We start from the raw sequence: 26273 nt of genomic DNA on the forward strand, positions 1-26273 counted from the left end.
CTGAGACTCATCGTTGTCAAGACCCGACGAAAGGCAAGGCCCATGGAGAACGAAACCGAAACCGGCACCGAGCTCGTCACCGAGAGCCTGGTCGAAGAGGTGTCGATCGACGGCATGTGCGGGGTCTACTGACCCGCCGTGTTCGACGTTGATCGCGGCTGGCGGGTGCACCCGCAGGTGGCGGTGCGGCCCGAACCCTTCGGCGCGCTGCTGTACCACTTCGGCACCCGCAAGCTGTCCTTTCTGAAGAACCGCACCATCCTCACCGTGGTGCGTTCGCTGGCCGACCACCCCGATGTCCGCTCCGCCTGCCGCGCGGCGGGAGTCGACGACGCCGAGCAGGGCCCGTACCTGCACGCGTTGGGCGTGCTGGCCGATTCCCACATGCTAGTGCCGCAGGAGGACCGTCAATGACCGTGGCCGTACCCCGCCTGATCGAACAGTTCGAACTGGGCCTGGACGCCCCGATCTGCCTGACCTGGGAGCTCACCTACGCCTGCAACCTGGCCTGCGTGCACTGCCTGTCGTCGTCCGGCAAGCGCGATCCCCGCGAGCTGACGACGCGTCAATGCAAGGACGTCATCGACGAGCTGGAACGCATGCAGGTGTTCTACGTCAATATCGGCGGCGGCGAACCCACTGTGCGCCCGGACTTTTGGGAGCTGGTCGACTATGCGACCGCGCACCACGTCGGGGTGAAGTTCTCCACCAACGGCGTGCGGATCACCCCGGAGGTCGCCACCCGGCTGGCCGCCAGCGACTACGTCGACGTGCAGATCTCGCTCGACGGCGCCACCGCCGAGGTCAACGACGCAGTCCGCGGACCCGGGTCGTTCGCGATGGCCGTGCGGGCGCTGGAGAACCTGGCGGCGGCGGGCTTCAAAGACGCCAAGATCTCCGTCGTCGTCACCCGGCACAACGTCGACCAGCTCGACGAATTCGCCGCGCTGGCAAGCCGTTACGGCGCCACCCTGCGGATCACCCGGCTGCGCCCATCGGGCCGCGGTGCCGATGTGTGGGACGAACTGCACCCCACCCCGGCCCAGCAGGTGACGCTGTACGACTGGCTGGTGGCCAAGGGGGAGCGGGTGCTCACCGGCGACTCGTTTTTCCACCTAGCGCCGCTGGGCTCGTCCGGCGCGTTGGCCGGCCTGAACATGTGTGGGGCCGGGCGCGTGGTGTGCCTGATCGACCCGGTGGGCGACGTCTACGCCTGCCCGTTCGCCATCCACGACCGCTTCCTGGCCGGAAACATACTGAGCGACGGGGGATTCGACAACGTCTGGAAGAACGCCCCGCTGTTCCGCGAGCTGCGCGAGCCGCAGTCCGCGGGTGCCTGTGGCAGCTGCGGGCACTACGACAGTTGCCGCGGCGGCTGCATGGCGGCCAAGTTCTTCACCGGCCTGCCGCTGGACGGGCCGGACCCCGAGTGCGTCCAGGGGCACAGCACCGCGGCGCTGGCCGCCCAGCGTGAGACCCCGCGGCCCCGCGCCGACCACTCCCGCGGTCGCCCCATCAGCGCGCCGGTGCCGCTGACGCTGTCCCTGCGTCCGCCGGCCCGCCTGTGTAACGAAAGCCCGGTGTAGTCATGCCCGCCTGGTTCGAAACGGTCGCCATCGCCCAGCAGCGCGCCAAGCGCCGGCTCCCGAAATCGGTGTATTCGTCGCTCATTTCGGCGAGCGAGAAGGGCATCACGGTCGCCGACAACGTGGCGGCGTTCAGCGAACTCGGCTTCGCGCCGCACGTCGTCGGCGCGCAGGAGAAGCGGGACCTGTCGACGACGGTGCTGGGCCAGGACATCTCGCTGCCGGTCCTCATCTCGCCGACCGGGGTGCAGGCCGTCGATCCCGACGGCGAGGTGGCCGTGGCGCGGGCGGCGGCGGCGCGGGGAACGGCGATGGGGCTGTCCTCGTTCGCCAGCAAGCCCATCGAGGACGTCATCGCCGCCAACCCCAAAGTGTTCTTCCAGGTGTACTGGCTCGGCGGGCGCGATGCCATCGCCGCCCGCGTGCAACGGGCGCGCGAGGCCGGCGCGGTCGGGTTGATCGTGACCACCGACTGGAGCTTCTCGCACGGCCGCGACTGGGGCAGCCCCGCCATCCCCGAGTCGATGAACCTCAAGACCATCCTGCGGCTGTCCCCGGAGGCGGTGACGCGTCCCCGCTGGCTCTGGCAGTTCGGCAAGACCCTGCATCCGCCCGAACTGCGGGTGCCCAACCAGGGGCGCCGCGGCGAGCCCGGCCCGCCCTTCTTCCAGGCCTACGGGGAGTGGATGTCCACGCCGCCGCCGACCTGGGAGGACATCGCCTGGCTCCGCGAGTTGTGGGGCGGCCCCTTCATGCTCAAGGGCGTGATGCGGGTGGACGACGCCAAAAGGGCGGTGGACGCCGGGGTTTCGGCCATCTCGGTGTCGAATCACGGCGGCAACAACCTGGACGGCACCCCGGCCTCGATCCGCGCGCTGCCCGCGATCGCGGCCGCCGTCGGCGACGAGATCGAGGTGCTGCTCGACGGTGGCATCCGCCGGGGCAGCGACGTGGTGAAGGCCGTGGCGCTGGGCGCGCGGGCCGTGATGATCGGGCGCGCCTACCTGTGGGGCCTGGCCGCGGCGGGCCAGGCCGGCGTGGAGAACGTACTCGACATCCTGCGCGGGGGCATCGACTCGGCGCTGATGGGCCTGGGCCGTGCCTCGGTGCACGACCTCGGCCCCGACGACATCCTGGTGCCGCCGGACTTCGTCCGCGCCCTGGGAGCGGGCCCCGCCGGGAATTGACGGCCGGGCAACTCCTGGTACTGGCGGGGCAACCGTGACGGACGAGCCTGGATATTCGAACGCGCTGTGAATCGGCCGGGAAAAAATTTGTTTTCACTATTCAACAATTGGTGCACTACAGGTTAATTCGGCCTACCATCACCGAGTGCCCGTACTCGGCGAATTAGGAACGGCGACGTCGAGCCAGCTATCGGCTATGTCGCCGTCGATAATGGTCCCCGTGGGGTCGACCGAACAGCACGGTCCGCACCTGCCGCTGGATACCGACACCCGCATCGCGGACGCAGTCGCCCGCGGTTCGGCGCTGCGCCTCGAGCCGCACTGGCTGGTCGCGCCGGCCATCGCCTACGGCGCCAGCGGGGAGCACCAGAGTTTCGCCGGCACCATCTCGATCGGCACCGAGGCGCTGACGACCCTGCTGGTCGAGTACGGCCGCTCGGCCGCACAATGGGCCCGGCGCCTCGTCTTCGTCAACGGTCACGGCGGCAACGTCACCGCGCTGCGCGACGCCGTCAGCCGGCTGCGGTCCGAGGGCCGCGACGCCGGCTGGAGCCCCTGCGCGGCCGCCGGCGGCGACGCGCACGCCGGCCACACCGAAACGTCGGTGTTGCTGCACATCTCGCCGACCGCCGTGTTGACCGACCGGTGGCTGCCTGGCAACCAGTCGCCGCTGCCCGAGCTGCTCGGGTCGATGCGGCGCGGGGGAGTGGCGGCGGTCAGCCCGGTGGGGGTGCTCGGCGACCCGACCACCGCGACCGCCGTCGACGGCCGGCGCATCCTCGCCGAGATGGTCGACGGGTGCGTGCGCCGGGTGGCCCGCTGGTTGCCCGGGCCGGACGGGATGCTCACATGAGCCAACCTCGGCTGCCGGACGGCTTCGCCGTTCAGGTCGATCGCCGCGTGCGGGTGCTCGGCGACGGGTCGGCACTGCTCGGCGGGTCGCCGACCCGGCTGCTCAAGCTGGCCCCGGCCGCGCAGGACATGCTGTGCGACGGTCGGCTGAAGGTTCGCGACGACGTCAGCGCGCAGCTGGCCCGCACTCTGCTGGACGCCACGGTGGCGCACCCCCGGCCGGCGGGTGGCCCGTCGCACCGCGACGTCACGGTGGTAATCCCGGTGCGGGACAACATCTCCGGCGTGCGCCGACTGGTCAGCTCGCTGCGCGGGTTGCGTGTCATCGTGGTCGACGACGGTTCGTTCCCGCCGATCGAGCCCGAGGACTTCGTGGGCGCCCACTGTGACATCGAGGTGCTGCGTCACCCCCGCAGCCGGGGGCCGGCCGCGGCCCGCAACACCGGCCTGGCCGCGTGCGCGACGGAGTTCGTCGCGTTCCTGGATTCCGACGTGGCGCCCCGCCGAGGCTGGCTGGAAGCACTGCTCGGGCACTTCTGCGACCCCACCGTCGCCGTCGCGGCGCCCCGCATCGTCGGCCTGTCGCACAGCGAGAACGCGGTCGCCCGCTACGAGGCGGTGCACTCCTCGCTGGACCTGGGTGGCCGCGAGGCGCCGGTGTTGCCGCACAGCACGGTCTCGTATGTGCCCAGCGCGGCGATCATCTGCCGCTGTTCGGCGCTGCGCGAGGTCGGCGGGTTCGACGAGACCCTGCATTCCGGTGAAGACGTCGATTTGTGCTGGCGGCTCATCGAGGCCGGCGCCCGGTTGCGCTACGAGCCGATCGCGCTGGTGGCCCACGATCACCGCACCCAGCTGCGGGATTGGCTGGCGCGCAAGGCTTTCTACGGTGGCTCGGCGGCCCCGCTGTCGGTGCGACACCCGGACAAGACGGCGCCCGTGGTGATCTCCGGGTGGGCGCTGATGACGTGGATCCTGATGGCGTTCGGCACCGGCCTCTCGCAGCTGGCATCGCTGGTGCTCGCGGTGCTGACCGGCCGGCGGATCGCCAGGGCGATGCGGTGCGCCGAGACGTCGCTGACCGACGTGGTGCTGATCGCCGCGCGGGGCCTGTGGTCGGCGGCGCTGCAGCTGGCGTCCGCCCTGTGCCGGCATTACTGGCCGCTGGCGCTGCTGGCCGCGCTGGCATCCCGCCACTGCCGGCGGGTGCTGCTGGTCGCGGCGGTGATGGACGGCGTGGTGGATTGGCTGCGCCGCCGCGATGCCATCGGCGACGACGTCGAGCCGATCGGGCTGCCGACCTATCTGCTGCTCAAACGGGTCGACGACCTGGCCTACGGCCTGGGGCTATGGTGGGGCGTGCTGCGGGAACGTAACGTCCGCGCCCTCAAACCACAGATTCGGAACTAAGCCAGCACCTTGACCGCCGCCGCCCCGCACAGCGACGTGCTGATCGTCGGTGCCGGCAGCGCCGGATCGGTTGTCGCCGAGCGGCTTTCCGCCGACTCGAGGTGCGCGGTAAGCGTGGTCGAGGCGGGACCGGCGTTGGACGACCCCGGGCTGCTGGCCCAGACCGCGAACGGTCTGCAGCTGCCGATCGGCGTCGGCAGCCCGCTGGTGCAGCGCTACCAGAGCCGCCTCACCGACGCGCCGGCCCGTCACCACCCAATCGTGCGGGGGGCCACCGTGGGGGGCTCGGGGGCGGTCAACGGCGGCTACTTCTGCCGCGCGCTGCCGGCCGACTTCGACCGCCTGGCGCTGCCCGGCTGGGCCTGGGCCGATGTCCTGGACAGCTACCGCGCCATCGAAACCGACCTGGACTTCGACGGGCCCGCCCACGGCCGCGACGGCCCCATCCTGGTGCGGCGCACCCGCGACATGACTGGCACCACCGAGCGTTTCATCGCCGCGGCGCAGCGGGCCGGGTTCGGCTGGATCGCCGACCTCAACGATTGCGGCCCGCACGCCGCCCCGGGCGTGGGCGCCGTGCCGCTCAACATCGTCGACGGTGTGCGCCGCGGGCCGGGCGCCGCCTTCCTGCTTCCGGCGCTGGACCGCCCCAACCTGACCCTGCACGCGCGGACCCGGGTGCTGCGGTTGCGCTTCGCCCGCGGGACGGTGGTGGGCGCCGAGGCGCTCGGACCCGACGGCGCGGTGCTGCTGACCGCAGACCGAATCGTGTTGTGCGCCGGCGCGATCGAGACCGCACACCTGCTGATGCTGTCCGGCGTCGGCGACGCCGATACGCTGACGGCGGCGGGGGTGCCGGTGCAGGCGTCGCTGCCCGTGGGCGCCGCGGTCAGCGACCATCCCGAGTGGGTGCTGCCCACCGATTGGGCGGTGGCGCCGGGCCGTCCGGTGCTCGAGGTGGTGCTCGGTACGGCCGACGGTCTCGAAATACGGCCCTACACAGGTGGTTTCGTCGCCATGACCGGTGACGGCACCGCCGGGCACCCGGACTGGCCGCACCTCGGGGTGGCACTCATGCGGCCGCGGGCCCGTGGCCGTGTCAGGCTGGCCTCCGCCGATCCGGACGTCCCGCCGCTCGTCGAGCACCGCTACGACAGCGAACCCGACGACGTCGCGGCGCTGCGCCGGGGCAGTGAACTGGCGCGCGAATTGGCCGGTGCCGCAGCACATGTGGCCGAGCCTGCCTGGTCGACGTCGCAGCACCTGTGTGGCAGTGCCCCGATGGGCCGCGACGACGACCCGCTGGCGGTCGTCGACACCCGGTGCCGCGTGCACGGCATCGAAAACCTCTGGGTGATCGACGGTTCCGTTCTGCCGGCGGTCACCAGCCGTGGGCCACACGCGACCATCGTGATGATCGCGCACCGGGCGGCGGGGTTCGTCGGCTGAAGGCCGAAACGCGGGCGGACCGCCGCGGGGTGACTGCCAGCATCGACCCCGCAACGGCCCGCCCGAAGCGGTGGCGGCATCATGCGGTCCACGTAGATGGCCACGACAAGTGGCTGGGCGCGCGCAGGAGTGCGTCGCGCGGACAATGCGTCGCAATATTCGTGGACGGCACGACCGCCATCTCATTGTCCGACGGCTTCGTGCGTGTTTCTGTCAGTTACCCCCTTTCGTCGATCCGCGAAAAGCCTTGCCGGCGCGGAGGTGAACGCTGCCGCGCCCATATCGGCGCGGCCGGCCAGCGGCCCCGGCTGACGCGCGAGCGCGTCGAGGCCGTGCGGCGCGGGGCGATGGTGCCGATCGCCGTGGCGGTGTGTCTCGGGAGCGCCCGCGCGGCGGGCAACTCGCCTGCCGGGTGGCGAACCGGCATGCCCGGCCGGCGCAGGCGGATCCACTCGGCCTCCACGATCGCCGCCGCCTCGCTGATCGCCGCGCATGCCAGCTCGTCCACGCTCGTCACGCCCATCAACACCACATCCACCTCGCCGTGCAGAGATGATTTGTATCTGTCGATATAGATTCGGTGATACCAGAATCGGCGCGCCGCCGCAAGACTTCCCTAGGTCGAATGTTCTGGCGGACAAGGGTATTGGCCGCAACCACGGCGGCCGGTCAGCGGCGCGCCAGCAACCGCCGCACCGGTCGCAGCTGGCGGCCGTCACGCCCGGGCGCCCACAGCCCGATCACCACGGCGGCCACCGCCACGATCACCGCCATCACCATCGTCGACGCGTGCAACGCCGTCAGGAACGCGGCCTTGCTCGCCTCGGCGAGTTGGGCGCCCTGCGGACCCATCCGGTGCGCCACCTCGACCGCCCTGGCCAACGAGTCGCCGGCCGGGTCACGCACCTGCGCGGGCAGGCCCGCCAGCCGCGGCGCCAATTCGTGCGAATAGCGCCCGGCCAGAATCGAACCGGCTACGGCAATGCCCAGCGCGCCGCCCATTTCGCGCGAGGTGTCGTTCACCGCGGACGCGACGCCCTGCTTCTCGTCGGGCACCGCGCCCATGATGGCCGAAGTCGTTGGCGCCGTGCAGAACCCGATGCCCGTCGCGAGTATCAAGGTGGGCCAGGTGAAGTCGATGAACGACGAATGCAGGTCCAGCTGGTACATGCAGGCGAATCCGACCGCCATCAAGAGCATGCCGACGAACAGCACCACCCGCAGCCCCAGCCGCGGCACGTACCAGAACGACAGTGCCGAGAAGATGCCCAGCGGCACCATGAACGGGCCGAACGACAGCGCCGTCGTCAGCGCCGAGAACCCCATGATCTGCTGGACGTACTGCATGCCGAGGTAGAAGAACCCGAAAGTGGCGCCGAACAGCACGACGATGGCCGCGACGCCGGTGGCGAAGTTCGGGTCGCTGAACAGCCGCACGTCCAAAAGCGGTTGCGGGCGGCGGAATTCGACCACGCCGAATGCGACGGTGATGACGGCCCCGGCGACCAGTCCGCCCCACACCAGGGCGTCGGCCCAGCCCCGCGAGGGCGCCTCCAAGATCGCGAACACCGCGATCGCTACCGCCGAGCCGATGAGCACCGCGCCGAGCCAGTCGACCCGCGGGGCGTCGGTCTCCCGCGACGACGCCACGGTGCACCCGAGGGCGAAGATGAGCAGGCCCGCGGCGCCGAGCGCCCAGAAGATGGCGTGCCAGTCGCAGAACCGCAGCAGCAGGCCCGACCCGAGCATGCCCAGCACCCCGCCGGAGCCGGCGGTGCCGGCCCAGATGCCGACGGCCTTGATGCGGTCCTCCTTCGGGTACGCCACGGTCAGCAGCGACAGCGTGGCCGGCATCACGAATGCGGCGCCGGCCCCCGCCACCGCCCGGCCGGCGATGATCTGGGCGGGATGGTGCAGCACCGCCGGCGCCGCGGAGCCGAGCGCGAACACCACCAGCCCCGAAAGCAGTGCGCCCCGCCGCCCGTAACGGTCGCCGATGGCGCCGGCGGGCAACAGCAGGCAAGCAAGGGCCAGCGTGTACCCGTCGACGATCCAGGTGAGCTGCGTCTGGGTGGCCGAGGTGGCCACCGCGAGGTCGCCGAGCGCGGTGTTCAGCGCCGTCATCGACGCGACGACGAGGGCGACGCCCATGCAGGCGACGGTCAGGGTCCAGGCGCGCGCCCGGGGGCTACCGCCCAGACCGATTCCGTCAGTACGCTGGTCGGGCCGGGCAAGGGTTTCGACCATGAGGTGCGCCTCCTCGGGGCGTGCGAAGTTTCGAGACCATAAGTCTTGTAGGTAGACCGACAGTCTCGTTTTCAAACGCGGAGGTGCGAAACGACTACCGGCGGGACCACCGATCCGCGGCCAGCGCGCTCGCAGGCGCGTTTGCTCGAAGCCGCCGTCGCGTTGCTGCGCACGGGCGGCCCGAGCGCGGTGACCGTCGACGCGGTGACGCGCACGGCCAACGTCGCCCGCGCGACCCTGTACCGGCACTTCCCCAGCGGCAACGACCTGCTGGCAGCGGCCTTCAACAGCCTCATCCCGCCGTCGCCGACCCCGCCGGCGGCCGGTTCGCTGCGCGACCGGCTGGTCGCGGTGGTGCTCGCGCAGGCCGAGGCGGTCGCCCAGGCGCCCGCCGTCATGACGGCGATGTCGTGGCTGGCGCTGGGCCGAGACCTGGACGGGATTCCCGAACCGCAACACAGCGCCGCCGACAGCTCGGCGATCACGACGCTGCGCGAACGCATCGCCCAGCAGTACGCGGCACCCTTCGACGCCATCTTCGACAGTCCCGACGCGGCCGAGCTGGGGGAGGTCGACCGGTCGCGGGCGATCGCCCTGCTGATCGGACCGCTGGTGCTGGGCCGGCTGTCCACGTTGCCGGATTTCGACTATCGGGAGTGCGCGCTCGCGTCGGTCGACGGCTTCCTCTACGTCCAGCGGGCGGCCGCTCGGGCGGGCGCGGCGGGGGTGGAATCCGCGGGCGCCTGAGGCCCCGGAAGCCCGTGGCAGCGAGATTTTGATCGGGCCCTGATCTAGGGCATACTGTTCGGGTTGCCTTGGGCGAGGTTTGCGCCTGGCCGGGCATACGACCAGCGCCCACACGGGCGCGTCCGGTCACATCCTTGAGCGCGACACATTTCGGTCGGGGATGAGGCTGCGTGAGGGTGACACACCCGACCGCGGGGGCCGGTGGACCACGACAGGTAAACAGCGGCGCAGTATCCGGCGCGACGCTCGAACGGCCCGAAAGCGGGCCGATTCGATCGCGGGCCGGTGGCACCAGGTCCGGAAACGGACATCAAGTGGAGTGAGGGTAGGAGAAGCGTGGCGGGACAAAAGATCCGCATCAGGCTCAAGGCCTACGACCATGAGGCTATCGACGCGTCGGCGCGCAAGATCGTCGAGACCGTCGTCCGAACGGGTGCCAGTGTCGTAGGTCCGGTGCCGCTGCCGACCGAGAAGAACGTGTACTGCGTCATCCGCTCGCCGCACAAGTACAAGGACTCGCGCGAGCACTTCGAGATGCGTACGCACAAGCGGCTGATCGACATCCTCGACCCGACGCCGAAGACCGTCGACGCGCTGATGCGCATCGACCTTCCGGCCAGTGTCGACGTCAACATCCAGTAGGAGATCCAGATACTCATGGCAAGAAAAGGCATTCTGGGTACCAAGCTGGGCATGACGCAGGTGTTCGACGAGAACAACAGGGTCGTCCCGGTGACGGTGGTCAAGGCCGGACCCAACGTGGTGACCCGGATCCGCACCCCCGAGCGCGACGGTTACAGCGCCGTGCAGCTCGCCTACGGCGAGATCAGCCCCCGCAAGGTCAACAAGCCGGTCACCGGTCAGTACGCCGCCGCGGGCGTCAACCCGCGTCGCTTCCTGGCCGAGCTGCGCCTGGAGAACCCCGAGGCGGCCGCCGAGTACGAGGTCGGCCAGGAGCTGACGGCGGAGATCTTCGCCGACGGCGCCTACGTCGACGTCACCGGCACGTCCAAGGGCAAGGGCTTCGCCGGCACCATGAAGCGGCACGGCTTCCGCGGTCAGGGCGCCAGCCACGGCGCCCAGGCGGTGCACCGTCGTCCGGGCTCCATCGGTGGCTGTGCCACCCCGGCCCGCGTGTTCAAGGGCACGCGGATGGCCGGCCGGATGGGCAACGACCGGGTGACGGTTCAGAACCTGGTGGTGCACAAGGTTGATCCCGAGAACGGCGTGCTGCTCATCAAGGGCGCGGTCCCCGGCCGCACCGGTGGACTCGTGGTGGTCCGCAGCGCGGTCAAACGAGGTGAGAAGTAATGGCTCTCAAAATTGACGTGAAGACGCCGGACGGCAAGACCGACGGCTCCATCGAGCTGCCGGCCGAATTGTTCGACGCCCCGGCCAATATCGCGCTGATGCACCAGGTGGTGACCGCCCAGCGGGCGGCCGCGCGCCAGGGCACGCACGCCACCAAGACGCGTGGCGACGTCAGCGGTGGTGGCCGTAAGCCCTACCGGCAGAAGGGAACCGGTCGCGCCCGTCAGGGTTCGACGCGGGCCCCGCAGTTCACCGGTGGTGGCGTGGTGCACGGCCCGCAGCCGCGTGATTACGCCCAGCGCACGCCCAAGAAGATGATCGCCGCCGCGTTGCGTGGCGCGTTGTCGGACCGGGCCCGCAACGGCCGCATCCACGCGGTGACCGAACTGGTGTCCGGCCAGACGCCGTCCACCAAGAACGCCAGGGCGTTCCTGGGCACGCTCACCGAGCGCAAGCAGGTGCTGGTCGTGATCGGGCGCAGCGACGAGGCCGGCGTCAAGAGCGTGCGCAACCTGCCGGGTGTGCACATCCTGGCGCCCGACCAGCTCAACACCTACGACGTGCTGCGCTCCGACGACGTGGTGTTCAGCGTTGAGGCGCTCAACGCCTATATCGCCGCCCACAGCGGGACGGCGAGCACCGAGGAGGTTTCGGCTTAGATGGCGACCGTAACGGACCCCCGCGACATCATCCTGGCTCCGGTCATCTCGGAGAAGTCGTACTCGCTGCTCGACGACAACGTGTACACGTTCGTGGTGCACCCCGACTCGAACAAGACGCAGATCAAGATCGCCATCGAGAAGATCTTCGCCGTCAAGGTCGCGTCGGTGAACACCGCGAACCGGCAGGGCAAGCGCAAGCGCACCCGCACCGGCTACGGCCAGCGCAAGAGCACGAAGCGCGCCATCGTCACGCTGGCGCCCGGTAGCAAGCCGATCGACCTGTTCGGGGCGCCGGCGTAGCCGCGCGAGAGGAAGAGCTGATTAGACATGGCAATTCGTAAGTACAAGCCGACGAGCCCCGGCCGCCGCGGCTCCAGCGTCTCCGACTTCGGCGAGATCACTCGTTCGGAGCCCGAGAAGTCGTTGGTGCGCCCGCTGCACGGTCACGGTGGCCGCAACGCGCATGGCCGCATCACGACCCGACACAAGGGTGGCGGCCACAAGCGCGCCTACCGGGTGGTCGACTTCCGTCGCAACGACAAGGACGGCGTCAACGCCAAGGTCGCGCACATCGAGTACGACCCGAACCGGACCGCCAACATCGCGCTGCTGCACTTCCTGGACGGCGAGAAGCGTTACATCATTGCGCCGCAAGGACTTTCGCAGGGCGACGTGGTGGAGTCCGGCGCGAACGCCGACATCAAGCCGGGCAACAACCTGCCGCTGCGCAACATCCCCGCCGGTACCGTCGTCCACGCTGTGGAGCTGCGGCCGGGCGGTGGCGCCAAGCTGGCGCGGTCGGCCGGATCGAGCATTCAATTGCTCGGTAAGGAAGGCACCTACGCGTCGCTGCGCATGCCCAGCGGTGAGATCCGCCGCGTCGACGTGCGCTGCCGCGCGACCGTCGGCGAGGTCGGCAACGCCGAGCAGGCGAACATCAACTGGGGCAAGGCCGGCCGGATGCGGTGGAAGGGCAAGCGCCCCTCCGTCCGCGGTGTCGTCATGAACCCGGTGGACCACCCGCACGGTGGTGGTGAGGGTAAGACCTCCGGTGGTCGCCACCCGGTGAGCCCGTGGGGCAAGCCCGAGGGCCGCACCCGCCACCCGAACAAAGCCAGCAACAAGCTCATCGTCCGGCGCCGTCGCACCGGCAAGAAGCACGGACGGTAGGAGTAACACATGCCACGCAGCCTGAAAAAGGGTCCGTTCGTCGACGACCACCTGCTCAAGAAGGTGGACGTCCAGAACGAGAAGAACACCAAGCAGGTCATCAAGACCTGGTCGCGGCGTTCGACGATCATCCCGGACTTCATCGGCCACACCTTTGCCGTGCACGACGGACGCAAGCACGTCCCGGTGTTCGTCACCGAGTCGATGGTCGGTCACAAGCTTGGTGAGTTCGCGCCCACTCGCACCTTCAAGGGACACATCAAGGACGACCGGAAGGCCAAACGGCGATGACCACCACCACTGAATTTCCTTCGGCGACCGCCGTCGCACGGTTCGTGCGGGTGTCGCCGACCAAGGCGCGCCGGGTCATCGACCTGGTGCGCGGCAAGTCGGTGGCCGACGCGCTCGACATCTTGCGCTGGGCCCCGCAGGCCGCCAGCGAGCCGGTGGCCAAGGTGATCGCCAGCGCAGCCGCCAACGCGCAGAACAACAACGGGCTGGACCCGGCGACCCTGGTGGTGGCCACGGTCTACGCCGACGGCGGCCCGACCGCCAAGCGAATCCGCCCGCGCGCCCAGGGCCGCGCGTTCCGCATCCGCAAGCGCACCAGCCACATCACGGTCGTGGTGGAGAGCCGCCCGGCGAAGGACGAGCGGTCGGCGAAGTCGACCCGCGCCCGTCGCGCCGAGGCGAGCAAGGCGGCCGCGAAGGCTCCCGCCAAGAAGGCGGCCGCCAACAAGGCGCCCGCCAAGAAGGCCGCACCTAAAGCGCAAGCCACGACTGCTGAGACTTCTGACGCGAAGGGAGGCTCAGAGTAGTGGGCCAGAAGATCAATCCGCACGGCTTCCGGCTGGGTATCACCACGGACTGGAAGTCCCGCTGGTACGCCGACAAGCAGTACGCGGACTACGTCAAGGAAGACGTCGCCATCCGCAAGCTGCTGTCCACCGGCCTGGAGCGGGCCGGCATCGCCGACGTGGAGATCGAGCGCACCCGCGACCGGGTTCGCGTCGACATCCACACCGCGCGCCCCGGCATCGTCATCGGCCGGCGCGGCACCGAGGCCGACCGCATCCGCGCGGACCTGGAGAAGCTGACCGGCAAGCAGGTTCAGCTCAACATCCTCGAGGTGCGCAACCCGGAGTCGCAGGCGCAGCTGGTGGCCCAGGGGGTTGCCGAGCAGCTGAGCAACCGCGTGGCGTTCCGCCGCGCCATGCGCAAGGCCATCCAGTCGGCGATGCGCCAGCCCAACGTCAAGGGCATCCGGGTGCAGTGCTCCGGCCGCCTGGGCGGCGCCGAGATGAGCCGCTCGGAGTTCTACCGCGAGGGCCGGGTGCCGCTGCACACCCTGCGCGCCGACATCGACTACGGCCTCTACGAGGCCAAGACGACGTTCGGCCGGATCGGCGTCAAGGTGTGGATCTACAAGGGTGACATCGTCGGCGGTAAGCGCGAGTTGGCCGCCGCGGCCCCCGCGGGCGCCGACCGGCCGCGCCGCGAGCGCCCGTCGGGCACCCGTCCGCGGCGCAGTGGCGCGTCGGGCACCACGGCGACCAGCACCGAGGCGGGCCGCGCCGCCGCGAGCGCCGAAGAGAACACCGCGGCCGCCGCGCCCGCCGAGGCCGCTGCAGAACCGCAAACCACGGAGAGCTGAATCATGTTGATTCCCCGCAGGGTTAAACACCGCAAGCAACACCACCCCCGCCAGCGCGGCATCGCCAGCGGCGGCACGGCGGTGAACTTCGGTGACTACGGCATCCAGGCCCTGGAGCACGCCTACGTCACCAACCGGCAGATCGAATCGGCGCGTATCGCCATCAACCGGCACATCAAGCGTGGCGGCAAGGTGTGGATCAACGTGTTCCCCGACCGTCCGCTGACCAAGAAGCCCGCCGAAACCCGGATGGGTTCGGGTAAGGGCTCGCCGGAGTGGTGGGTGGTCAACGTCAAGCCCGGCCGGGTGCTCTTCGAGCTGAGCTACCCCAACGAGCAGATCGCCCGCGCCGCGCTCACCCGCGCGATCCACAAGTTGCCGATCAAGGCCCGCATCGTGACCCGAGAGGAGCAGTTCTGATGGCAGTCGGAACTTCGCCTGGCGAACTGCGTGAGCTCACCGAGGACGAGCTGACCGAGCGTCTGCGCGAATCCAAGGAAGAGCTGTTCAACCTGCGTTTCCAGATGGCGACCGGGCAGCTCACCAACAACCGCCGCCTGCGCACGGTGCGTCAGGAGATCGCGCGCGTGTACACGGTGCTGCGCGAACGTGAACTCGGCCTCGCCTCGGGCCCAGACGGTAAGGAAGCGTGATGGCAGAAGCGAAAGGCCCGAAGCACACCCCGGCCAGCCCGAAGAACCGCGGCCGCCGCAAGGTGCGCATCGGCTACGTCGTGAGCGACAAGATGCAGAAGACCATCGTCGTGGAGCTGGAAGACCGCGTTCGGCACCCGTTGTACGGCAAGATCATTCGCACCACCAAGAAGGTCAAGGCCCACGACGAGAACAGCACCGCCGGCATCGGCGACCGCGTCTCGCTGATGGAGACGCGCCCGACGTCGGCGACCAAGCGCTGGCGGCTCGTCGAAATCCTGGAAAAGGCCAAGTAAGGCCTCGAAGAAGAGGCACCCTAACGCCCCGTCCCGGGTGTAGTCTTCACGCGATGTTGCGCGGGTAAGTCCGCGACGAGAGTGGAGCTGGCGATGGCGACTGGTTCGGGGCAGTTCACGGGCAAGATCGAGCTCGACATCCGGGATTCCGAACCGGACTGGGGGCCCTTCGCCGCGCCGACGGCGCCGGAGAATTCGCCCAACGTCCTCTACCTCGTATGGGACGACACCGGCATCGCCACCTGGGACTGCTTCGGCGGCCTGGTGAAGATGCCGGCGATGACCCGCATCGCCGACCGCGGCGTGCGGCTCTCGCAGTTCCACACGACCGCGCTGTGTTCGCCGACCCGGGCGTCGCTGCTGACCGGGCGCAACGCAACGACGGTGGGCATGGCCACCATCGAGGAGTTCACCGAGGGCTTCCCCAACGCCAACGGCCGCATCCCGTTCGACACCGCGCTGCTTTCGGAGGTCCTCGCCGAGCGCGGTTACAACACCTACTGTGTCGGCAAGTGGCACCTGACGCCGCTCGAGGAGTCGAACCTGGCGTCGACCAAGCGGCACTGGCCGAATTCCCGTGGCTTCGAACGGTTTTACGGGTTCATGGGCGGCGAGACCGACCAGTGGTACCCGGACCTGGTCTATGACAACCATCCCGTGAACCCGCCGGCCACGCCGGAGGACGGCTACCACCTGTCGAAGGACATCGCGGACAAGACCATCGAATTCATCCGCGACGCCAAGGTGATCGCCCCCGACAAGCCCTGGTTTAGCTACGTCTGCCCCGGCGCCGGCCACGCGCCCCACCACGTCTTCGCCGAGTGGGCCGACAAATACGCCGGCACGTTCGACATGGGCTACGAGCGGTACCGCGAGATCGTGCTGGAGCGGCAGAAGGCGCTGGGCATCGTCCCGGCGGACACCGAGCTCTCGCCGATCAACCCGTATGCCGACGTGCGCGGGCCGGGTGGCGAGCCGTGGCCCGCGCAGGACACCGTGCGGCCGTGGGACTCGCTGAACGACGAAGAGCAGAAGCTGTTTTCGCGAATGGCCGAGGTGTTCGCCGGTTTCTTGAGCTACACCGACGCCCAGATCGGGCGCATCCTGGACTACCTCGAGGAGTCGGGCCAGCTGGACAACACCATCATCGTGGTGATCTCCGACAACGGCGCCAGCGGTGAGGGCGGCCCCAACGGGTCGGTCAACGAGGGCAAGTTCTTCAACGGCTACATCGACACCGTCGAAGAGAGCATGAAGCTGTTCGACCACCTCGGCGGGCCGCAGACCTACAACCACTACCCCATCGGCTGGGCGATGGCGTTCAACACCCCCTATAAGCTGTACAAGCGCTACGCGTCGCACGAGGGCGGCATCGCCGACACCGCCATCATCTCCTGGCCGAACGGGATCGCCGCGCACGGCGAGACCCGCGACACCTACGTCAACGTTTGCGACATCACGCCGACCGTCTACGACCTGCTCGGCATGACGCCGCCCGAGACGGTGAAGGGCATCGCCCAGAAGCCGCTCGACGGCGTGAGTTTCAAGGCGGCGCTTGACGATCCCGCCGCCGACACCGGCAAGGCGACGCAGTTCTACACCATGCTGGGCACTCGCGGGATCTGGCATCGGGGCTGGTTCGCCAACACCGTGCACGCGGCCACCCCCGCGGGGTGGTCGCACTTCGAGGCCGACCGCTGGGAGCTGTTCCACATCGAGGCCGACCGCAGCCAGTGTCACGACCTGGCCGCCGACAACCCGGACAAACTGGAAGAGCTGAAGGCCCTGTGGTTTTCGGAGGCGGCCAAGTACAACGGGCTGCCGTTGTCGGACCTGAACATCTTAGAAACCATGACGCGGTCGCGGCCCTACCTTGCGGGCGACCGCACCAGCTACGTTTACTACCCGGACTGCGCCGACGTGGGCATCGGCGCGGCCGCCGAGCTGCGCGGCCGCTCCTTCTCGGTGTTGGCCGACGTCACCGTCGACACCACCGGCGCCGAGGGAGTCCTGTTCAAGCAGGGCGGCGCGCACGGCGGGCACGTGCTGTTCATCCAGGACGGGCGGTTGCACTACGTGTACAACTTCCTCGGCGAGCGCCAGCAAGAAGTCGCGTCGGCCGACGCTGTTCCGTTGGGCCGGCACCTGTTCGGCGCGAGTTACACCCGCACCGGCACCGTTGAGAACAGCCACACGCCGCTGGGCGACGTGACACTGTTTGTCGACGACACCGTCGTCGGCACCCTGTCCGGCGTCACGACGCACCCGGGAACCTTCGGGCTGGCCGGCGCCGGCATCACCGTCGGGCGCAACGGCGGATCGGGCGTGTCCTCGAAGTACAAGGCGCCGTTCACCTTTACCGGTGGCAGCATCGCCCACGTGACGGTGGACCTGTCCGGCCGGCCGTACACCGACGTGGAGACCGAGATCGCGTTGGCGTTCTCGCGCGACTGAGTCGGCAGGTCGGAAAGGGCCGACCCCAGCAAATCGGCGAGGGCCCCACCCGATCCGGATTGCGGCCACGTTTCGGCGGGGCGATTTTGCACCGAAAGGCCGCCCTGCACTGCTAGCATCTGGCCCGTGATGCCTCAATGACCGCCGCGCCCCCGGTTGCCCCCGCGGCCCCCGGTGCCCGAGGACGGCAAATCGCGATCGCCTTCGGGATCGTCGCCTCGCTCATCGTGATCTACGTGCTCTCGCTGATCGCCGTGCACCTGTTGGCGAAGTCGGCTCCGCCGCTCCCGGCGGTCGACCTGAGCAAGGTCGAAGCCGAGGACAGCGTCGTCCAGGTGCGCTTGGAGAAGCTGGACACGGTGGCGAACCGCCTGACCGTGAACGTCCTCGTCTACCCCAAGGACACGTTGTACGACAAGAACTTCGGCGTGCTGACCGCCGATACGGCCGTGCGGCTGTATCCCGACAACGACCTGGGTGACCTGCAGTACCCGGTCGGCAAGGCGCCGGCCCAGGTCAGCACCACGCTGGAGGCGCACGGCGACCCGGCGAACTGGCCGTTCGACACCTACCAGACCGAGGTCATCTCCGCCGACGTGTTCACCGGCTCGGGCCAGAACCGGGAGAAGGCCGCCGCCCGCCTCGAGGCGACCGGGAAGCTGGACGGCTGGGACGCGTCCGTCACCCGCGTGCACGACTCCGACGACGCCAACCCAGACGTCAAGGACGACATCATCATCACGCTGCACCGGGCCAAGGGGCCGTTGATCTTTGACGTCGGCATCTGCCTGGTCCTGATCACCTTGCCGGTGCTGGCGCTGTGGGTGGCCATCCCGATGGCGCTGGGCAGGACGTCGTTCATTCCGCCGTTCATCACCTGGTACGGCGCGATGCTGTTCGCCATCGTCCCGTTGCGCAACATCTTGCCGGGCAGCCCGCCGTACGGTTCGTGGATCGACCAGGCCATCGTCTTGTGGGTGTTGATCGGATTGGTCGCCGCGATGACCATCTTCATCACCGCCTGGTGGCGACATCGCGACCGAAAAACGCCGAAAAAGACCTGAGGTCAACCACTTTCGACGCGACCGCGGTGGACCGAGCCCGGAATCACTCCGGGTTCTGCCCACCCACGGCGCTGATGGCGTCGACGGCGCTGGAAACCCGCGCCTGGAATTCGGGGGAGAGCGGGATGTACCCGTTCCTGGCGAGGTCGATCTGCCCGGGCCCGATGGCGGCCTGCAGGAAGGCCTTCACCGCGTTGGCCTCGTCGGCGTTGGGGTAGCGGGAGCAGACGATCTCGTAGGTCGCCAGGACGATCGGGTAGACGTCGGGCTGCGCGGGGTTGTAAAACGACGAGATGTCGAGCACCAGGTTGTTACCCGCGCCAATGATCTTGGCGCCCTTGATGGTTTTGCCGACCGTGTCGGTGCCGATCCGCACCGGGCGCAACGACCTGCGGCTCGCCGGCGTCTTGATCTCGGCGGCGTAGAGCCCCTGCTGCAGCGCGAACGACAACTCGTTGTAGCTGATGGCGCCCTCGGTGGACTTCACCGCGCCGGCGGTGCCCTTGTTGCCGACGTAGCCGGTGCCGACGCCGCCGTTGAAGTTCTTGCTGGCGCCCTGTTTCCACGCGCCGCCGGAGGCCGCCTGCAGGTAGGCCTGGAAGTTGTCGGTGGTGCCCGACGCGTCGCTGCGGTAGACGACGTGGATGTCCTCCGCCGGCATGGCCGCATTGAGGGCGGTCAGCGCCGGGTCGTCCCAACGGGTGATGGTGCCGTTGAAGATCTTGGCCATCGTGGGGGCGTCGAGGACCAGTGAGTCGACGCTGCCGAGGTTGTAGGTGATCGCCATCGGGCCGAACACCACGGGCAGATTCCAGGCGTCGGCGCCGCCGCAGCGCTGCTTGGCGGCGGCGTACTGGTCGCCGCTCAGCGGTATGTCGGAGCCCGCGAAATCCGTTTTGCCCGCGAGGAAGTCGCTGACACCGTTGCCCGAGCCGTTGGCGTTGTAGTCGAGCGTCTGCCCGGAACACGCCTTGCGGTAGGCCTCGATGAACTTGGTCATCGCGTTGGCCTGGGCGGTCGAGCCGCTGGCCGCCAACGTCTGCCTGCCCCCGCAGTCCACCTTGGCGCCGGCGGTGTAGGCCAGGGCCGGGTGGGCGTCCTCGCTGCAGGCAGCGAGTACCGCCGCGGCCGCGACCATGCCGGCGGCTGCCAGCGGGCGGTTGCGCTTCACGTTGTTGCCTCCTAGACGGCTGGGCCTCGTCGACCGCGAGGATGCCCGGCGTCGGCGGCGAGCTCGGTGTCCGGCGCGGCGGGGGCCACGCCGATCTCGACGTACGTCGACTTTTACCGGTACCGAATTAACTGGCAAACAAACGGCGGATGAACGGGTGCGCTGCCGATCCCGGCCGGGCGGGTTGGCGGCGCGGCGATCGGCCTACCCTGGACGGGGTGCACAGCGAGTTGGTCGATCTTCCCGGCGGATCCTTCCGCATGGGTTCGACCAGCTTCTACCCCGAGGAAGCGCCGGTGCACACCGTGACGGTGGCCGCCTTCGCCATCGAGCGGCATCTCGTGACCAACGCCCAATTCGCCCAATTCGTCTCGGCGACCGGCTATGTCACCGTCGCCGAGCAACCGATCGATCCCGCGCTGTACCCCGGGGCCAACCCGGACGACCTGAGCCCGGGCGCCATGGCGTTCCGCTCGACCGCCGGCCCCGTGGACCTGCGCGACTGGCGGCAGTGGTGGACCTGGGTGCCGGGCGCCCAGTGGCGCCACCCGTTCGGCCCGGAAAGCGACCTCACCGGCCGAGCCGACCACCCCGTCACGCAGGTGGCCTACCCGGACGCCGCGGCGTACGCGCGGTGGGCCGGGCGGCGACTGCCGTCCGAGGCCGAGTGGGAGTTCGCGGCCAGGGGCGGCGCCGCGACCACCTACCCGTGGGGGGACGAGACGCGCCCCGGCGGCCGCCTGATGGCCAACACGTGGCAGGGCAGCTTCCCCTACCGCAACGACGGCGCCCTCGGATGGGTGGGCACGTCGCCGATCGGCATGTTCCCGCCCAACGCGTTCGGGCTGCTCGACATGATCGGCAACGTCTGGGAGTGGACCGCCACCGAGTTCACCGCGCACCACCGCCCCGATCGGCCGCCGAAATCCTGCTGCGCGCCGGTGGGCCCGGCGAACCCAGGAGTGAGTCAGGCGCTCAAGGGCGGCTCGCATCTGTGCGCGCCGGAGTACTGCCACCGCTACCGGCCCGCCGCGCGGTCGCCGCAGTCACAGGACACGGCGACCACCCACATCGGATTTCGCTGCGCGGCCGACCGAACGTCGGATTAGGCCCGGTCGCCAGCAAACGGATCGTTCGATTTTCGTCGCACTTCGCGCGGGGAAAGCGACCGGTGGGTTACCGCCGAATGGACGGCGGATGACGGCATTTTCGTCACCGCGCGGGGCCGGTGTGGGTTCGCTAGCATCTGACCACGTGCCACCCCCGGACGAGCCGGATAACACCGGCGGGTCAGCCACGACCACCGAGGCGCCCGTGACATCGGCCCCGCCGCCGCCCGACATGACGCCGCCGACGCCCGCGGCGAACAGACAACCGGCGCGACGGCCGCGCCTCGTGATCGGCGTCGTGGTGCTGGCTCTGGTCCTCACCGCCTACGTGCTGTCGCTGTTCGGCGTGCACTGGCTGCAGAAGTCGGAGGGCCCGCTGCCCCCGCTGGATCTCAGCCAGGGTGGGGGTGACGCGACGATCGTGCAGCTGCGGGTCGAGGAGTTGAAGCCCGTCACCAACCGGCTGTCGGTGGACGTGCTCGTCTATCCCGGAATCTCGGCCTACGACAACAGGTTCGACGTGCTGGGTACCGACGTCGCGGTGCGCTTGTACCCGACCAGCGACCTCGGCGACCTGCATTACCCCAAAGGGAAGGCGCCCGCCCAGGTCGCGACCACGGTGGAGGCGCACGGCGATCCCGGTGACTGGCCGTTCGACTCCTACCGCACCGAGCCGATCGCCGCCGACGCGTTCGTCGGGTCCGGTGACGCCCTGAAGAAGGTGCCCGCCCGGGTGGAAGTGACCGGATCGCTGGACGGCTGGGACATCACCGTTAACCGCGTGCACGACCCGGCGGCGCTGCCGACGTCGCGCACGGTCGACAACGGCAACGTCGTCATCACCCTGAAACGGGCGAAAGGGCCGTTGATCTTCGACCTGGGCATCTGCCTGGTCCTGGTCAGCCTGCCCACCCTGGCGTTGCTGGTTGCCATTCCGATGGCGCTGGGCAGACGCAAGTTCCTGCCACCGTTCGCCACCTGGTACGCCGCGAACCTGTTCGCCATCGTGCCGCTGCGCAACATCCTGCCGGGCGCGCCGCCACCCGGATCGTGGATCGACCAGGCCATCGTCCAGTGGGTGTTGATCGCGCTGGTGACGGCGATGAGCCTGTACATCTTCGCCTGGATCCGGCAAGGCGACTGACCCTTACAGGTATGGTGCGGCCGCGGCGTGTTAACGCTGGTCGCGGAGCATGTTAAGAACGTGTAGCGCAGGACTTCTGGGGCTGCTGGCAAACATTTGCCTTGCTAGCATCTGCCTTCGTGACCGTGCACCGGGACGTCAGCGTGGCGGCCGATCTTCGACCCGACGTGGCGATGTTTCGGCCCGCCGCCGCGGCCGTGGCGCCGCCCGCCCCCGCGGCCACCGAGAAGTCCGCGACCACCGCGAAGAAGGCGCGCCGCCGGCATCTCGTCCTCGACCTCTCCATCATCCTCGGCGTCGTCGTCATCTATCTGTTGTCCCTGTTCGGCTATCACTGGCTGGCGACCACGCCCGGGCCGTTGCCCGCGCCGGACGTGAACACCGCCGACGGCACCGTGGTCCTGGTGCGGTTCGAGCAGCTGCATCCCGTGGCGAATCGCCTGGACGTCAAAGTGCTTGTCATTCCGCAGGATTCGATGATCGACAAGCGGCTCAACGTGTTGAACACCGACACCTCGGTGCGGTTCTTCCCGCAGAACGACCTGGGTGACCTGCAGTATCCGGTGGGCAAGATGCCGGCGATGGTGGCGACCACCATCGAAGCGCACGGTGATCCGGGCGACTGGCCCTTCGACTCCTACCGCACCGACACCATCCAGGCGGATGTGCTGGTGGGCACCGGTGAGAACCGCGAGTATCGGCCCGGGCGCGTGGAGGTGACCGGCTCGCTGGACGGGTGGGACGTCACCGCGAATCGCGTGGTGCGCAACAAGAACGATCCCGATCGCCCCGACAACATCATCATCACGTTGCGTCGGGCCAAGGGCCCGTTGGTGTTCGACCTCGGCATCTGCCTGGTCTTGATCACCCTGCCGACGCTGGCTTTGTTCGTCGCGATCCAGATGCTGACCGGCCGGCGGCAGTTCCTGCCACCGTTCTCCACCTGGTACGCCGCGATGCTGTTCGCGGTCGTGCCCTTGCGCAACATCCTGCCCGGCACCCCGCCCGCCGGATCTTGGATCGACCAGTCGGTGGTGATCTGGGTGTTGATCGCCCTCGCCACCGCCCTGGTCCTCTACATCGCCGCGTGGTATCGGCACTCCAGCTGACGGTCCGAAGGTTGTCGGGGGCGTCCGGCATAATCGAACTTATGTTCGAAGATGTCCGAACGCGGTTCGACGAGATGGTCGAGCGGCACTGCCCGACGCCCACGGCGGAGTCGGCCGCGTTGCTGGGACGCATCGGCGCGGCGGGGCGGGCGGAGAACCGGGCGGCGGCCGCGCAGCTGGTGGCCATCGGGGAGTTGTTCGCCTACCGGTTGGCGCGGTGCTCGGAGACCGAGGACTGGGCTGTGGACACCGAGGCGGCGGTGGCCGCGGAGGTGGGCGCGGCGCTGGGAATCAGTCTGGGCTTGGCGGCCAGCCGGCTGCGTTATGCCCGGGCGATGCGCGAGCGGCTGCCGCGGGTAGGGGCAGTGTTCGCCGCGGGGGACATCGACTACCGGACGTTCCAGACGGTGGTGTTCCGCACCGATCTGATCACCGATGCCCAGGTGTTGGCCGCGGTCGACGGGCAATTGGCCGCGCGGGCAGCGCGCTGGCCGTCGATGACGCACGGTCGCCTCGCCGCCGCGGTGGACCGGGTGGTGTGCCGGGCGGACGCCGACGCGGTGCGCCGCCGCCGCGAGCGCGCCGCGGGCCGCGAGATCTGGATCGGCGACGGCGGGGATGGGTTGGCCCGTATCGAAGGCAGCCTGTTGAGCCCGGACGGGCGCGCGCTCGACGCGCGCCTGGACGCGCTGGCCGCCACGGTGTGCGTGCACGACCCGCGGACTCGCGAGCAGCGCCGCGCCGATGCCCTGGGGGTGTTGGCGGCCGGGGCGGATCGAATGGGTTGTCGGTGCGGGCGCCGAGAATGCGCCGCGGTCGGTCGTACAGCGGGGCCCGTCGTCGTCCACGTGATCGCCGAGCAGGCGACGCTCGACGGCTCCGGCACGGCGCCCGGGGCGCAGCTCGGGAGCGAGGGATTGTTGCCACCCGAGCTGGTGGCCGAGCTGGCCGAGTCGGCGAAGCGGGTCCCGCTCGCGCATCCGGCCGATGCGCCGCCCGAGGCCGGCTACCTACCCTCGAAGGCGTTGGCCGACTTCGTTCGCTGCCGGGACATGACCTGCCGGGCACCGGGGTGTGACCGCCCGGCCACCGATTGCGACATCGACCACACGGTGCCCTACGGCCGCGGCGGGGCCACGCACGCGTCGAATCTCAAAGCGTTATGCCGCACCCACCATCTCCTCAAGACGTTCTGGGGCTGGGACGACCGGCAGCTTCCCGATGGCACGGTGATCTGGACGCTGCCCGGCGGCCAGACCTACGTCACCACCCCTGGCAGTGCCCTGCTGTTTCCGCACCTGTGCACCCCGACCGGCCACCTGACGGCCGACCCCGCCGCGCGCCCCGACTACTGCGACCAGCGCGGCGCCATGATGCCGAAGCGCCGCCGCACCCGCAGCCAGGATCGCGCCCGCCGCGTCGCCACCGAACGTCACCACAACCGCGCCGCCCGTCGGGTTCCTGCCGCTGTACCCGCACCCCGCAGCGCCGCTGTACCCGCACCGCCCAGCGCCGCTGACCCCGATCCGCCACCCTTCTAGAGGCCCCGTTCCGCGAATTTGGCTCTGAGCTGGTCGTCCCCTAGACTCTAGGGGTTGCCTTGGGCAGACCTCGGCCGGTGCGAATCGGCCCCGCGTGCCCTTCGGCAACAAGACCGCGCACGTCAGGTTGTTGGTGGGTCATGCCCGCCGCACGCTCATCACCGGTGAGTCTCCTGCCGTGCACACGTAACCAGGTCAGGAGATCGAGTGATTCAGCAGGAATCGCGGCTGAAGGTCGCCGACAACACCGGCGCCAAGGAGATCTTGTGCATCCGGGTGCTCGGCGGTTCGTCGCGACGCTACGCCGGCATCGGGGATGTCATCGTCGCCACCGTGAAGGACGCCATCCCGGGCGGCAACGTCAAGCGTGGTGACGTGGTCAAGGCCGTCGTGGTGCGGACGGTCAAGGAGCGCCGGCGTCCCGACGGCAGCTACATCAAGTTCGACGAGAACGCCGCCGTCATCATCAAGCCCGACAACGACCCCCGCGGGACGCGCATCTTCGGGCCGGTCGGCCGCGAACTGCGCGAGAAGCGGTTCATGAAGATCATCTCGCTGGCCCCGGAGGTGTTGTAGATGAAGATCAAGAAGGATGACACCGTCCTGGTGATCGCCGGCAAGGACAAGGGCGCCAAGGGCAAAGTGCTCAAGGTCTACCCCGAGCGCAACCGGGTGCTGGTGCAGGGCGTCAACTCGATCAAGAAGCACACCGCGGTGTCGAGCAACCAGCGCGGCGCGCAGTCGGGCGGGATCGTCACCCAGGAGGCCCCGATCGACGCCTCCAACGTGATGGTCGTCGACTCCGACGGCAAGCCCACCCGAGTCGGCTACCGGGTCGACGAGGAGACCGGCAAGCGCGTCCGCATCTCCAAGCGCAACGGCAAGGACATCTGATGACTACTGCTGAGAAGGTTCAGCCGCGGCTGAAAGAGCGCTACCGCAGCGAGATTCGTGACTCGTTGCAGCAGCAGTTCGGCTACGCCAACGTGATGCAGATCCCGACGGTGACCAAGGTCGTCGTCAACATGGGCGTCGGCGAGGCCGCCCGCGACGCGAAGCTGATCAACGGCGCCGTCAACGACCTGACGCTCATCACCGGCCAAAAGCCCGAGATCCGCAAGGCGCGCAAGTCGATCGCCCAGTTCAAGCTGCGCGAGGGCATGCCGATCGGCGCCCGGGTGACGCTGCGCGGCGACCGGATGTGGGAGTTCCTCGACCGGCTCACCTCCATCGCGCTGCCCCGTATCCGCGACTTCCGTGGGCTGTCGCCCAAGCAGTTCGACGGCGTCGGCAACTACACCTTCGGGCTCGCCGAGCAGTCGGTGTTCCACGAGATCGACGTGGACAAGATCGACCGGCCCCGCGGCATGGACATCAACGTCGTCACCTCGGCGACGACCGACGACGAAGGACGAGCGCTGTTGCGGGCCCTCGGCTTTCCGTTCAAGGAGAACTGA

At 69.2% G+C, this 26273-nt stretch carries 31 protein-coding genes; 29 read left to right on the top strand and 2 right to left on the bottom strand.

Going from position 1 to position 26273, the window contains the following annotated elements; all coding sequences use genetic code 11:
- Positions 1–42: 42 nt before the first annotated feature.
- The 8 genes from mftA to A5700_RS26100 all read left to right on the top strand — a co-directional run bounded on the left by mftA (position 43) and on the right by A5700_RS26100 (position 7059).
- The gene (gene mftA / locus A5700_RS11460; protein WP_068073445.1) at positions 43–132 is read left to right on the top strand and encodes a mycofactocin precursor MftA; all 90 of its coding nucleotides are present in this window, start codon (positions 43–45) and stop codon (positions 130–132) included.
- 6 nt (positions 133–138) lie between these two features.
- Entirely contained in the window at positions 139–414 is a 276-nt protein-coding gene (gene mftB / locus A5700_RS11465; protein WP_068073444.1) for a mycofactocin biosynthesis chaperone MftB, read from the top strand.
- Positions 411–1586 (top strand): mycofactocin radical SAM maturase, encoded by a 1176-nt coding sequence (gene mftC, locus A5700_RS11470; protein WP_068073442.1) that lies wholly within the window; start codon positions 411–413, stop codon positions 1584–1586. Before mftB ends, mftC begins: the two co-directional genes overlap by 4 nt.
- A gap of 2 nt (positions 1587–1588) precedes the next feature.
- Positions 1589–2773 carry a pre-mycofactocin synthase MftD gene (mftD, locus tag A5700_RS11475; RefSeq protein ID WP_068073440.1) on the top strand — a complete coding sequence of 395 codons (1185 nt, stop codon included), beginning with the start codon at positions 1589–1591 and terminating at the stop codon, positions 2771–2773.
- 106 nt (positions 2774–2879) lie between these two features.
- A complete protein-coding gene (mftE, locus tag A5700_RS11480) occupies positions 2880–3626 on the top strand; it encodes a mycofactocin biosynthesis peptidyl-dipeptidase MftE (RefSeq protein WP_068073438.1) in 747 nt (248 codons plus the stop codon).
- Positions 3623–5035, top strand: a complete 1413-nt coding sequence (mftF, locus tag A5700_RS11485) for a mycofactocin biosynthesis glycosyltransferase MftF (protein WP_068073437.1) — start codon at positions 3623–3625, stop codon at positions 5033–5035. The genes mftE and mftF overlap by 4 nt, the downstream gene beginning before the upstream one ends.
- Positions 5036–5044: 9 nt before the next feature.
- Positions 5045–6484, top strand: a complete 1440-nt coding sequence (mftG, locus tag A5700_RS11490; protein ID WP_068073435.1) for a mycofactocin system GMC family oxidoreductase MftG — start codon at positions 5045–5047, stop codon at positions 6482–6484.
- A 161-nt stretch (positions 6485–6645) separates the two neighbouring features.
- Positions 6646–7059: a hypothetical protein gene (locus tag A5700_RS26100; RefSeq protein ID WP_156671198.1), complete on the top strand. Its 414-nt coding sequence runs from the start codon at positions 6646–6648 to the stop codon at positions 7057–7059.
- Positions 7060–7153: 94 nt separating this feature from the next.
- On the opposite strand, the gene A5700_RS11500 is transcribed toward A5700_RS26100, so the two are convergent.
- The gene (locus tag A5700_RS11500; RefSeq protein WP_068073431.1) at positions 7154–8731 is read right to left on the bottom strand and encodes an MFS transporter; all 1578 of its coding nucleotides are present in this window, start codon (positions 8729–8731) and stop codon (positions 7154–7156) included.
- Positions 8732–8872: 141 nt separating this feature from the next.
- Here A5700_RS11500 and A5700_RS11505 point away from each other — a divergent pair, with 141 nt between their 5' ends.
- The 14 genes from A5700_RS11505 to A5700_RS11570 all read left to right on the top strand — a co-directional run bounded on the left by A5700_RS11505 (position 8873) and on the right by A5700_RS11570 (position 18742).
- Positions 8873–9478 carry a TetR/AcrR family transcriptional regulator gene (locus tag A5700_RS11505; protein WP_068073429.1) on the top strand — a complete coding sequence of 202 codons (606 nt, stop codon included), beginning with the start codon at positions 8873–8875 and terminating at the stop codon, positions 9476–9478.
- A gap of 336 nt (positions 9479–9814) precedes the next feature.
- Positions 9815–10120 (top strand): 30S ribosomal protein S10, encoded by a 306-nt coding sequence (rpsJ, locus tag A5700_RS11510; RefSeq protein WP_003873519.1) that lies wholly within the window; start codon positions 9815–9817, stop codon positions 10118–10120.
- Between the two features lie 15 nt (positions 10121–10135).
- On the top strand, positions 10136–10789 hold the full coding sequence (rplC, locus tag A5700_RS11515) for a 50S ribosomal protein L3 (protein ID WP_068073427.1): 654 nt from the start codon (positions 10136–10138) through the stop codon (positions 10787–10789).
- Positions 10789–11448, top strand: a complete 660-nt coding sequence (gene rplD, locus A5700_RS11520) for a 50S ribosomal protein L4 (RefSeq protein WP_068073425.1) — start codon at positions 10789–10791, stop codon at positions 11446–11448. Before rplC ends, rplD begins: the two co-directional genes overlap by 1 nt.
- The gene (rplW, locus tag A5700_RS11525; RefSeq protein ID WP_068073423.1) at positions 11449–11751 is read left to right on the top strand and encodes a 50S ribosomal protein L23; all 303 of its coding nucleotides are present in this window, start codon (positions 11449–11451) and stop codon (positions 11749–11751) included.
- 27 nt (positions 11752–11778) lie between these two features.
- A complete protein-coding gene (rplB, locus tag A5700_RS11530; protein ID WP_068073421.1) occupies positions 11779–12621 on the top strand; it encodes a 50S ribosomal protein L2 in 843 nt (280 codons plus the stop codon).
- Positions 12622–12630: 9 nt separating this feature from the next.
- Positions 12631–12912: a 30S ribosomal protein S19 gene (rpsS, locus tag A5700_RS11535; RefSeq protein WP_006245110.1), complete on the top strand. Its 282-nt coding sequence runs from the start codon at positions 12631–12633 to the stop codon at positions 12910–12912.
- Positions 12909–13439: a 50S ribosomal protein L22 gene (gene rplV / locus A5700_RS11540; RefSeq protein ID WP_068073419.1), complete on the top strand. Its 531-nt coding sequence runs from the start codon at positions 12909–12911 to the stop codon at positions 13437–13439. Before rpsS ends, rplV begins: the two co-directional genes overlap by 4 nt.
- Positions 13439–14275, top strand: coding sequence for a 30S ribosomal protein S3 (gene rpsC, locus A5700_RS11545; protein ID WP_068073417.1), 837 nt, complete (start codon positions 13439–13441; stop codon positions 14273–14275). Before rplV ends, rpsC begins: the two co-directional genes overlap by 1 nt.
- A 3-nt stretch (positions 14276–14278) precedes the next feature.
- On the top strand, positions 14279–14695 hold the full coding sequence (rplP, locus tag A5700_RS11550; RefSeq protein WP_068073415.1) for a 50S ribosomal protein L16: 417 nt from the start codon (positions 14279–14281) through the stop codon (positions 14693–14695).
- Positions 14695–14928 carry a 50S ribosomal protein L29 gene (gene rpmC / locus A5700_RS11555; RefSeq protein WP_068073413.1) on the top strand — a complete coding sequence of 78 codons (234 nt, stop codon included), beginning with the start codon at positions 14695–14697 and terminating at the stop codon, positions 14926–14928. Before rplP ends, rpmC begins: the two co-directional genes overlap by 1 nt.
- A complete protein-coding gene (rpsQ, locus tag A5700_RS11560) occupies positions 14928–15224 on the top strand; it encodes a 30S ribosomal protein S17 (protein WP_068073411.1) in 297 nt (98 codons plus the stop codon). Before rpmC ends, rpsQ begins: the two co-directional genes overlap by 1 nt.
- Before the next feature lie 93 nt (positions 15225–15317).
- Positions 15318–17678, top strand: coding sequence for an arylsulfatase (locus A5700_RS11565; RefSeq protein ID WP_068073497.1), 2361 nt, complete (start codon positions 15318–15320; stop codon positions 17676–17678).
- 137 nt (positions 17679–17815) lie between these two features.
- Complete coding sequence (locus A5700_RS11570; RefSeq protein WP_068073409.1) at positions 17816–18742, top strand: DUF4436 domain-containing protein; 927 nt, start codon at positions 17816–17818, stop codon at positions 18740–18742.
- Positions 18743–18785: 43 nt separating this feature from the next.
- On the opposite strand, the gene pstS is transcribed toward A5700_RS11570, so the two are convergent.
- Positions 18786–19913, bottom strand: a complete 1128-nt coding sequence (gene pstS, locus A5700_RS11575; RefSeq protein ID WP_068073407.1) for a phosphate ABC transporter substrate-binding protein PstS — start codon at positions 19911–19913, stop codon at positions 18786–18788.
- Positions 19914–20131: 218 nt separating this feature from the next.
- Here pstS and A5700_RS11580 point away from each other — a divergent pair, with 218 nt between their 5' ends.
- The 7 genes from A5700_RS11580 (at position 20132) to rplE (ending at position 26273) form a co-directional block, all read left to right on the top strand.
- Entirely contained in the window at positions 20132–21022 is an 891-nt protein-coding gene (locus tag A5700_RS11580; protein ID WP_068073404.1) for a formylglycine-generating enzyme family protein, read from the top strand.
- Positions 21023–21254: 232 nt separating this feature from the next.
- On the top strand, positions 21255–22166 hold the full coding sequence (locus tag A5700_RS11585; RefSeq protein ID WP_068073402.1) for a DUF4436 domain-containing protein: 912 nt from the start codon (positions 21255–21257) through the stop codon (positions 22164–22166).
- A 173-nt stretch (positions 22167–22339) separates the two neighbouring features.
- Positions 22340–23275: a DUF4436 domain-containing protein gene (locus tag A5700_RS11590; RefSeq protein WP_082959943.1), complete on the top strand. Its 936-nt coding sequence runs from the start codon at positions 22340–22342 to the stop codon at positions 23273–23275.
- A gap of 41 nt (positions 23276–23316) precedes the next feature.
- Positions 23317–24816 (top strand): HNH endonuclease signature motif containing protein, encoded by a 1500-nt coding sequence (locus A5700_RS11595; RefSeq protein WP_068073400.1) that lies wholly within the window; start codon positions 23317–23319, stop codon positions 24814–24816.
- Between the two features lie 207 nt (positions 24817–25023).
- Entirely contained in the window at positions 25024–25392 is a 369-nt protein-coding gene (gene rplN, locus A5700_RS11600; RefSeq protein ID WP_003403649.1) for a 50S ribosomal protein L14, read from the top strand.
- On the top strand, positions 25393–25710 hold the full coding sequence (rplX, locus tag A5700_RS11605; protein ID WP_066945894.1) for a 50S ribosomal protein L24: 318 nt from the start codon (positions 25393–25395) through the stop codon (positions 25708–25710).
- Positions 25710–26273 (top strand): 50S ribosomal protein L5, encoded by a 564-nt coding sequence (gene rplE / locus A5700_RS11610; RefSeq protein WP_068073398.1) that lies wholly within the window; start codon positions 25710–25712, stop codon positions 26271–26273. Before rplX ends, rplE begins: the two co-directional genes overlap by 1 nt.

The organism is Mycobacterium sp. E1214 (assembly GCF_001666755.1).
Classification (GTDB): Bacteria; Actinomycetota; Actinomycetes; order Mycobacteriales; family Mycobacteriaceae; genus Mycobacterium.

Coding starts and splice junctions, on each gene's coding strand:
- mftA (WP_068073445.1), top strand. CDS start 43: ATGGAGAACGAAACCGAAACCGGCACCGAGCTCGTCACCGAGAGCCTG.
- mftC (WP_068073442.1), top strand. CDS start 411: ATGACCGTGGCCGTACCCCGCCTGATCGAACAGTTCGAACTGGGCCTG.
- mftD (WP_068073440.1), top strand. CDS start 1,589: ATGCCCGCCTGGTTCGAAACGGTCGCCATCGCCCAGCAGCGCGCCAAG.
- mftF (WP_068073437.1), top strand. CDS start 3,623: ATGAGCCAACCTCGGCTGCCGGACGGCTTCGCCGTTCAGGTCGATCGC.
- A5700_RS11500 (WP_068073431.1), bottom strand. CDS start 8,731: ATGGTCGAAACCCTTGCCCGGCCCGACCAGCGTACTGACGGAATCGGT.
- rplC (WP_068073427.1), top strand. CDS start 10,136: ATGGCAAGAAAAGGCATTCTGGGTACCAAGCTGGGCATGACGCAGGTG.
- rplD (WP_068073425.1), top strand. CDS start 10,789: ATGGCTCTCAAAATTGACGTGAAGACGCCGGACGGCAAGACCGACGGC.
- rplW (WP_068073423.1), top strand. CDS start 11,449: ATGGCGACCGTAACGGACCCCCGCGACATCATCCTGGCTCCGGTCATC.
- rplB (WP_068073421.1), top strand. CDS start 11,779: ATGGCAATTCGTAAGTACAAGCCGACGAGCCCCGGCCGCCGCGGCTCC.
- rpsS (WP_006245110.1), top strand. CDS start 12,631: ATGCCACGCAGCCTGAAAAAGGGTCCGTTCGTCGACGACCACCTGCTC.
- rplV (WP_068073419.1), top strand. CDS start 12,909: ATGACCACCACCACTGAATTTCCTTCGGCGACCGCCGTCGCACGGTTC.
- rplP (WP_068073415.1), top strand. CDS start 14,279: ATGTTGATTCCCCGCAGGGTTAAACACCGCAAGCAACACCACCCCCGC.
- rpmC (WP_068073413.1), top strand. CDS start 14,695: ATGGCAGTCGGAACTTCGCCTGGCGAACTGCGTGAGCTCACCGAGGAC.
- rpsQ (WP_068073411.1), top strand. CDS start 14,928: ATGGCAGAAGCGAAAGGCCCGAAGCACACCCCGGCCAGCCCGAAGAAC.
- A5700_RS11565 (WP_068073497.1), top strand. CDS start 15,318: ATGGCGACTGGTTCGGGGCAGTTCACGGGCAAGATCGAGCTCGACATC.
- A5700_RS11570 (WP_068073409.1), top strand. CDS start 17,816: ATGACCGCCGCGCCCCCGGTTGCCCCCGCGGCCCCCGGTGCCCGAGGA.
- A5700_RS11585 (WP_068073402.1), top strand. CDS start 21,255: ATGACGCCGCCGACGCCCGCGGCGAACAGACAACCGGCGCGACGGCCG.
- A5700_RS11590 (WP_082959943.1), top strand. CDS start 22,340: ATGTTTCGGCCCGCCGCCGCGGCCGTGGCGCCGCCCGCCCCCGCGGCC.
- A5700_RS11595 (WP_068073400.1), top strand. CDS start 23,317: ATGTTCGAAGATGTCCGAACGCGGTTCGACGAGATGGTCGAGCGGCAC.
- rplX (WP_066945894.1), top strand. CDS start 25,393: ATGAAGATCAAGAAGGATGACACCGTCCTGGTGATCGCCGGCAAGGAC.
- rplE (WP_068073398.1), top strand. CDS start 25,710: ATGACTACTGCTGAGAAGGTTCAGCCGCGGCTGAAAGAGCGCTACCGC.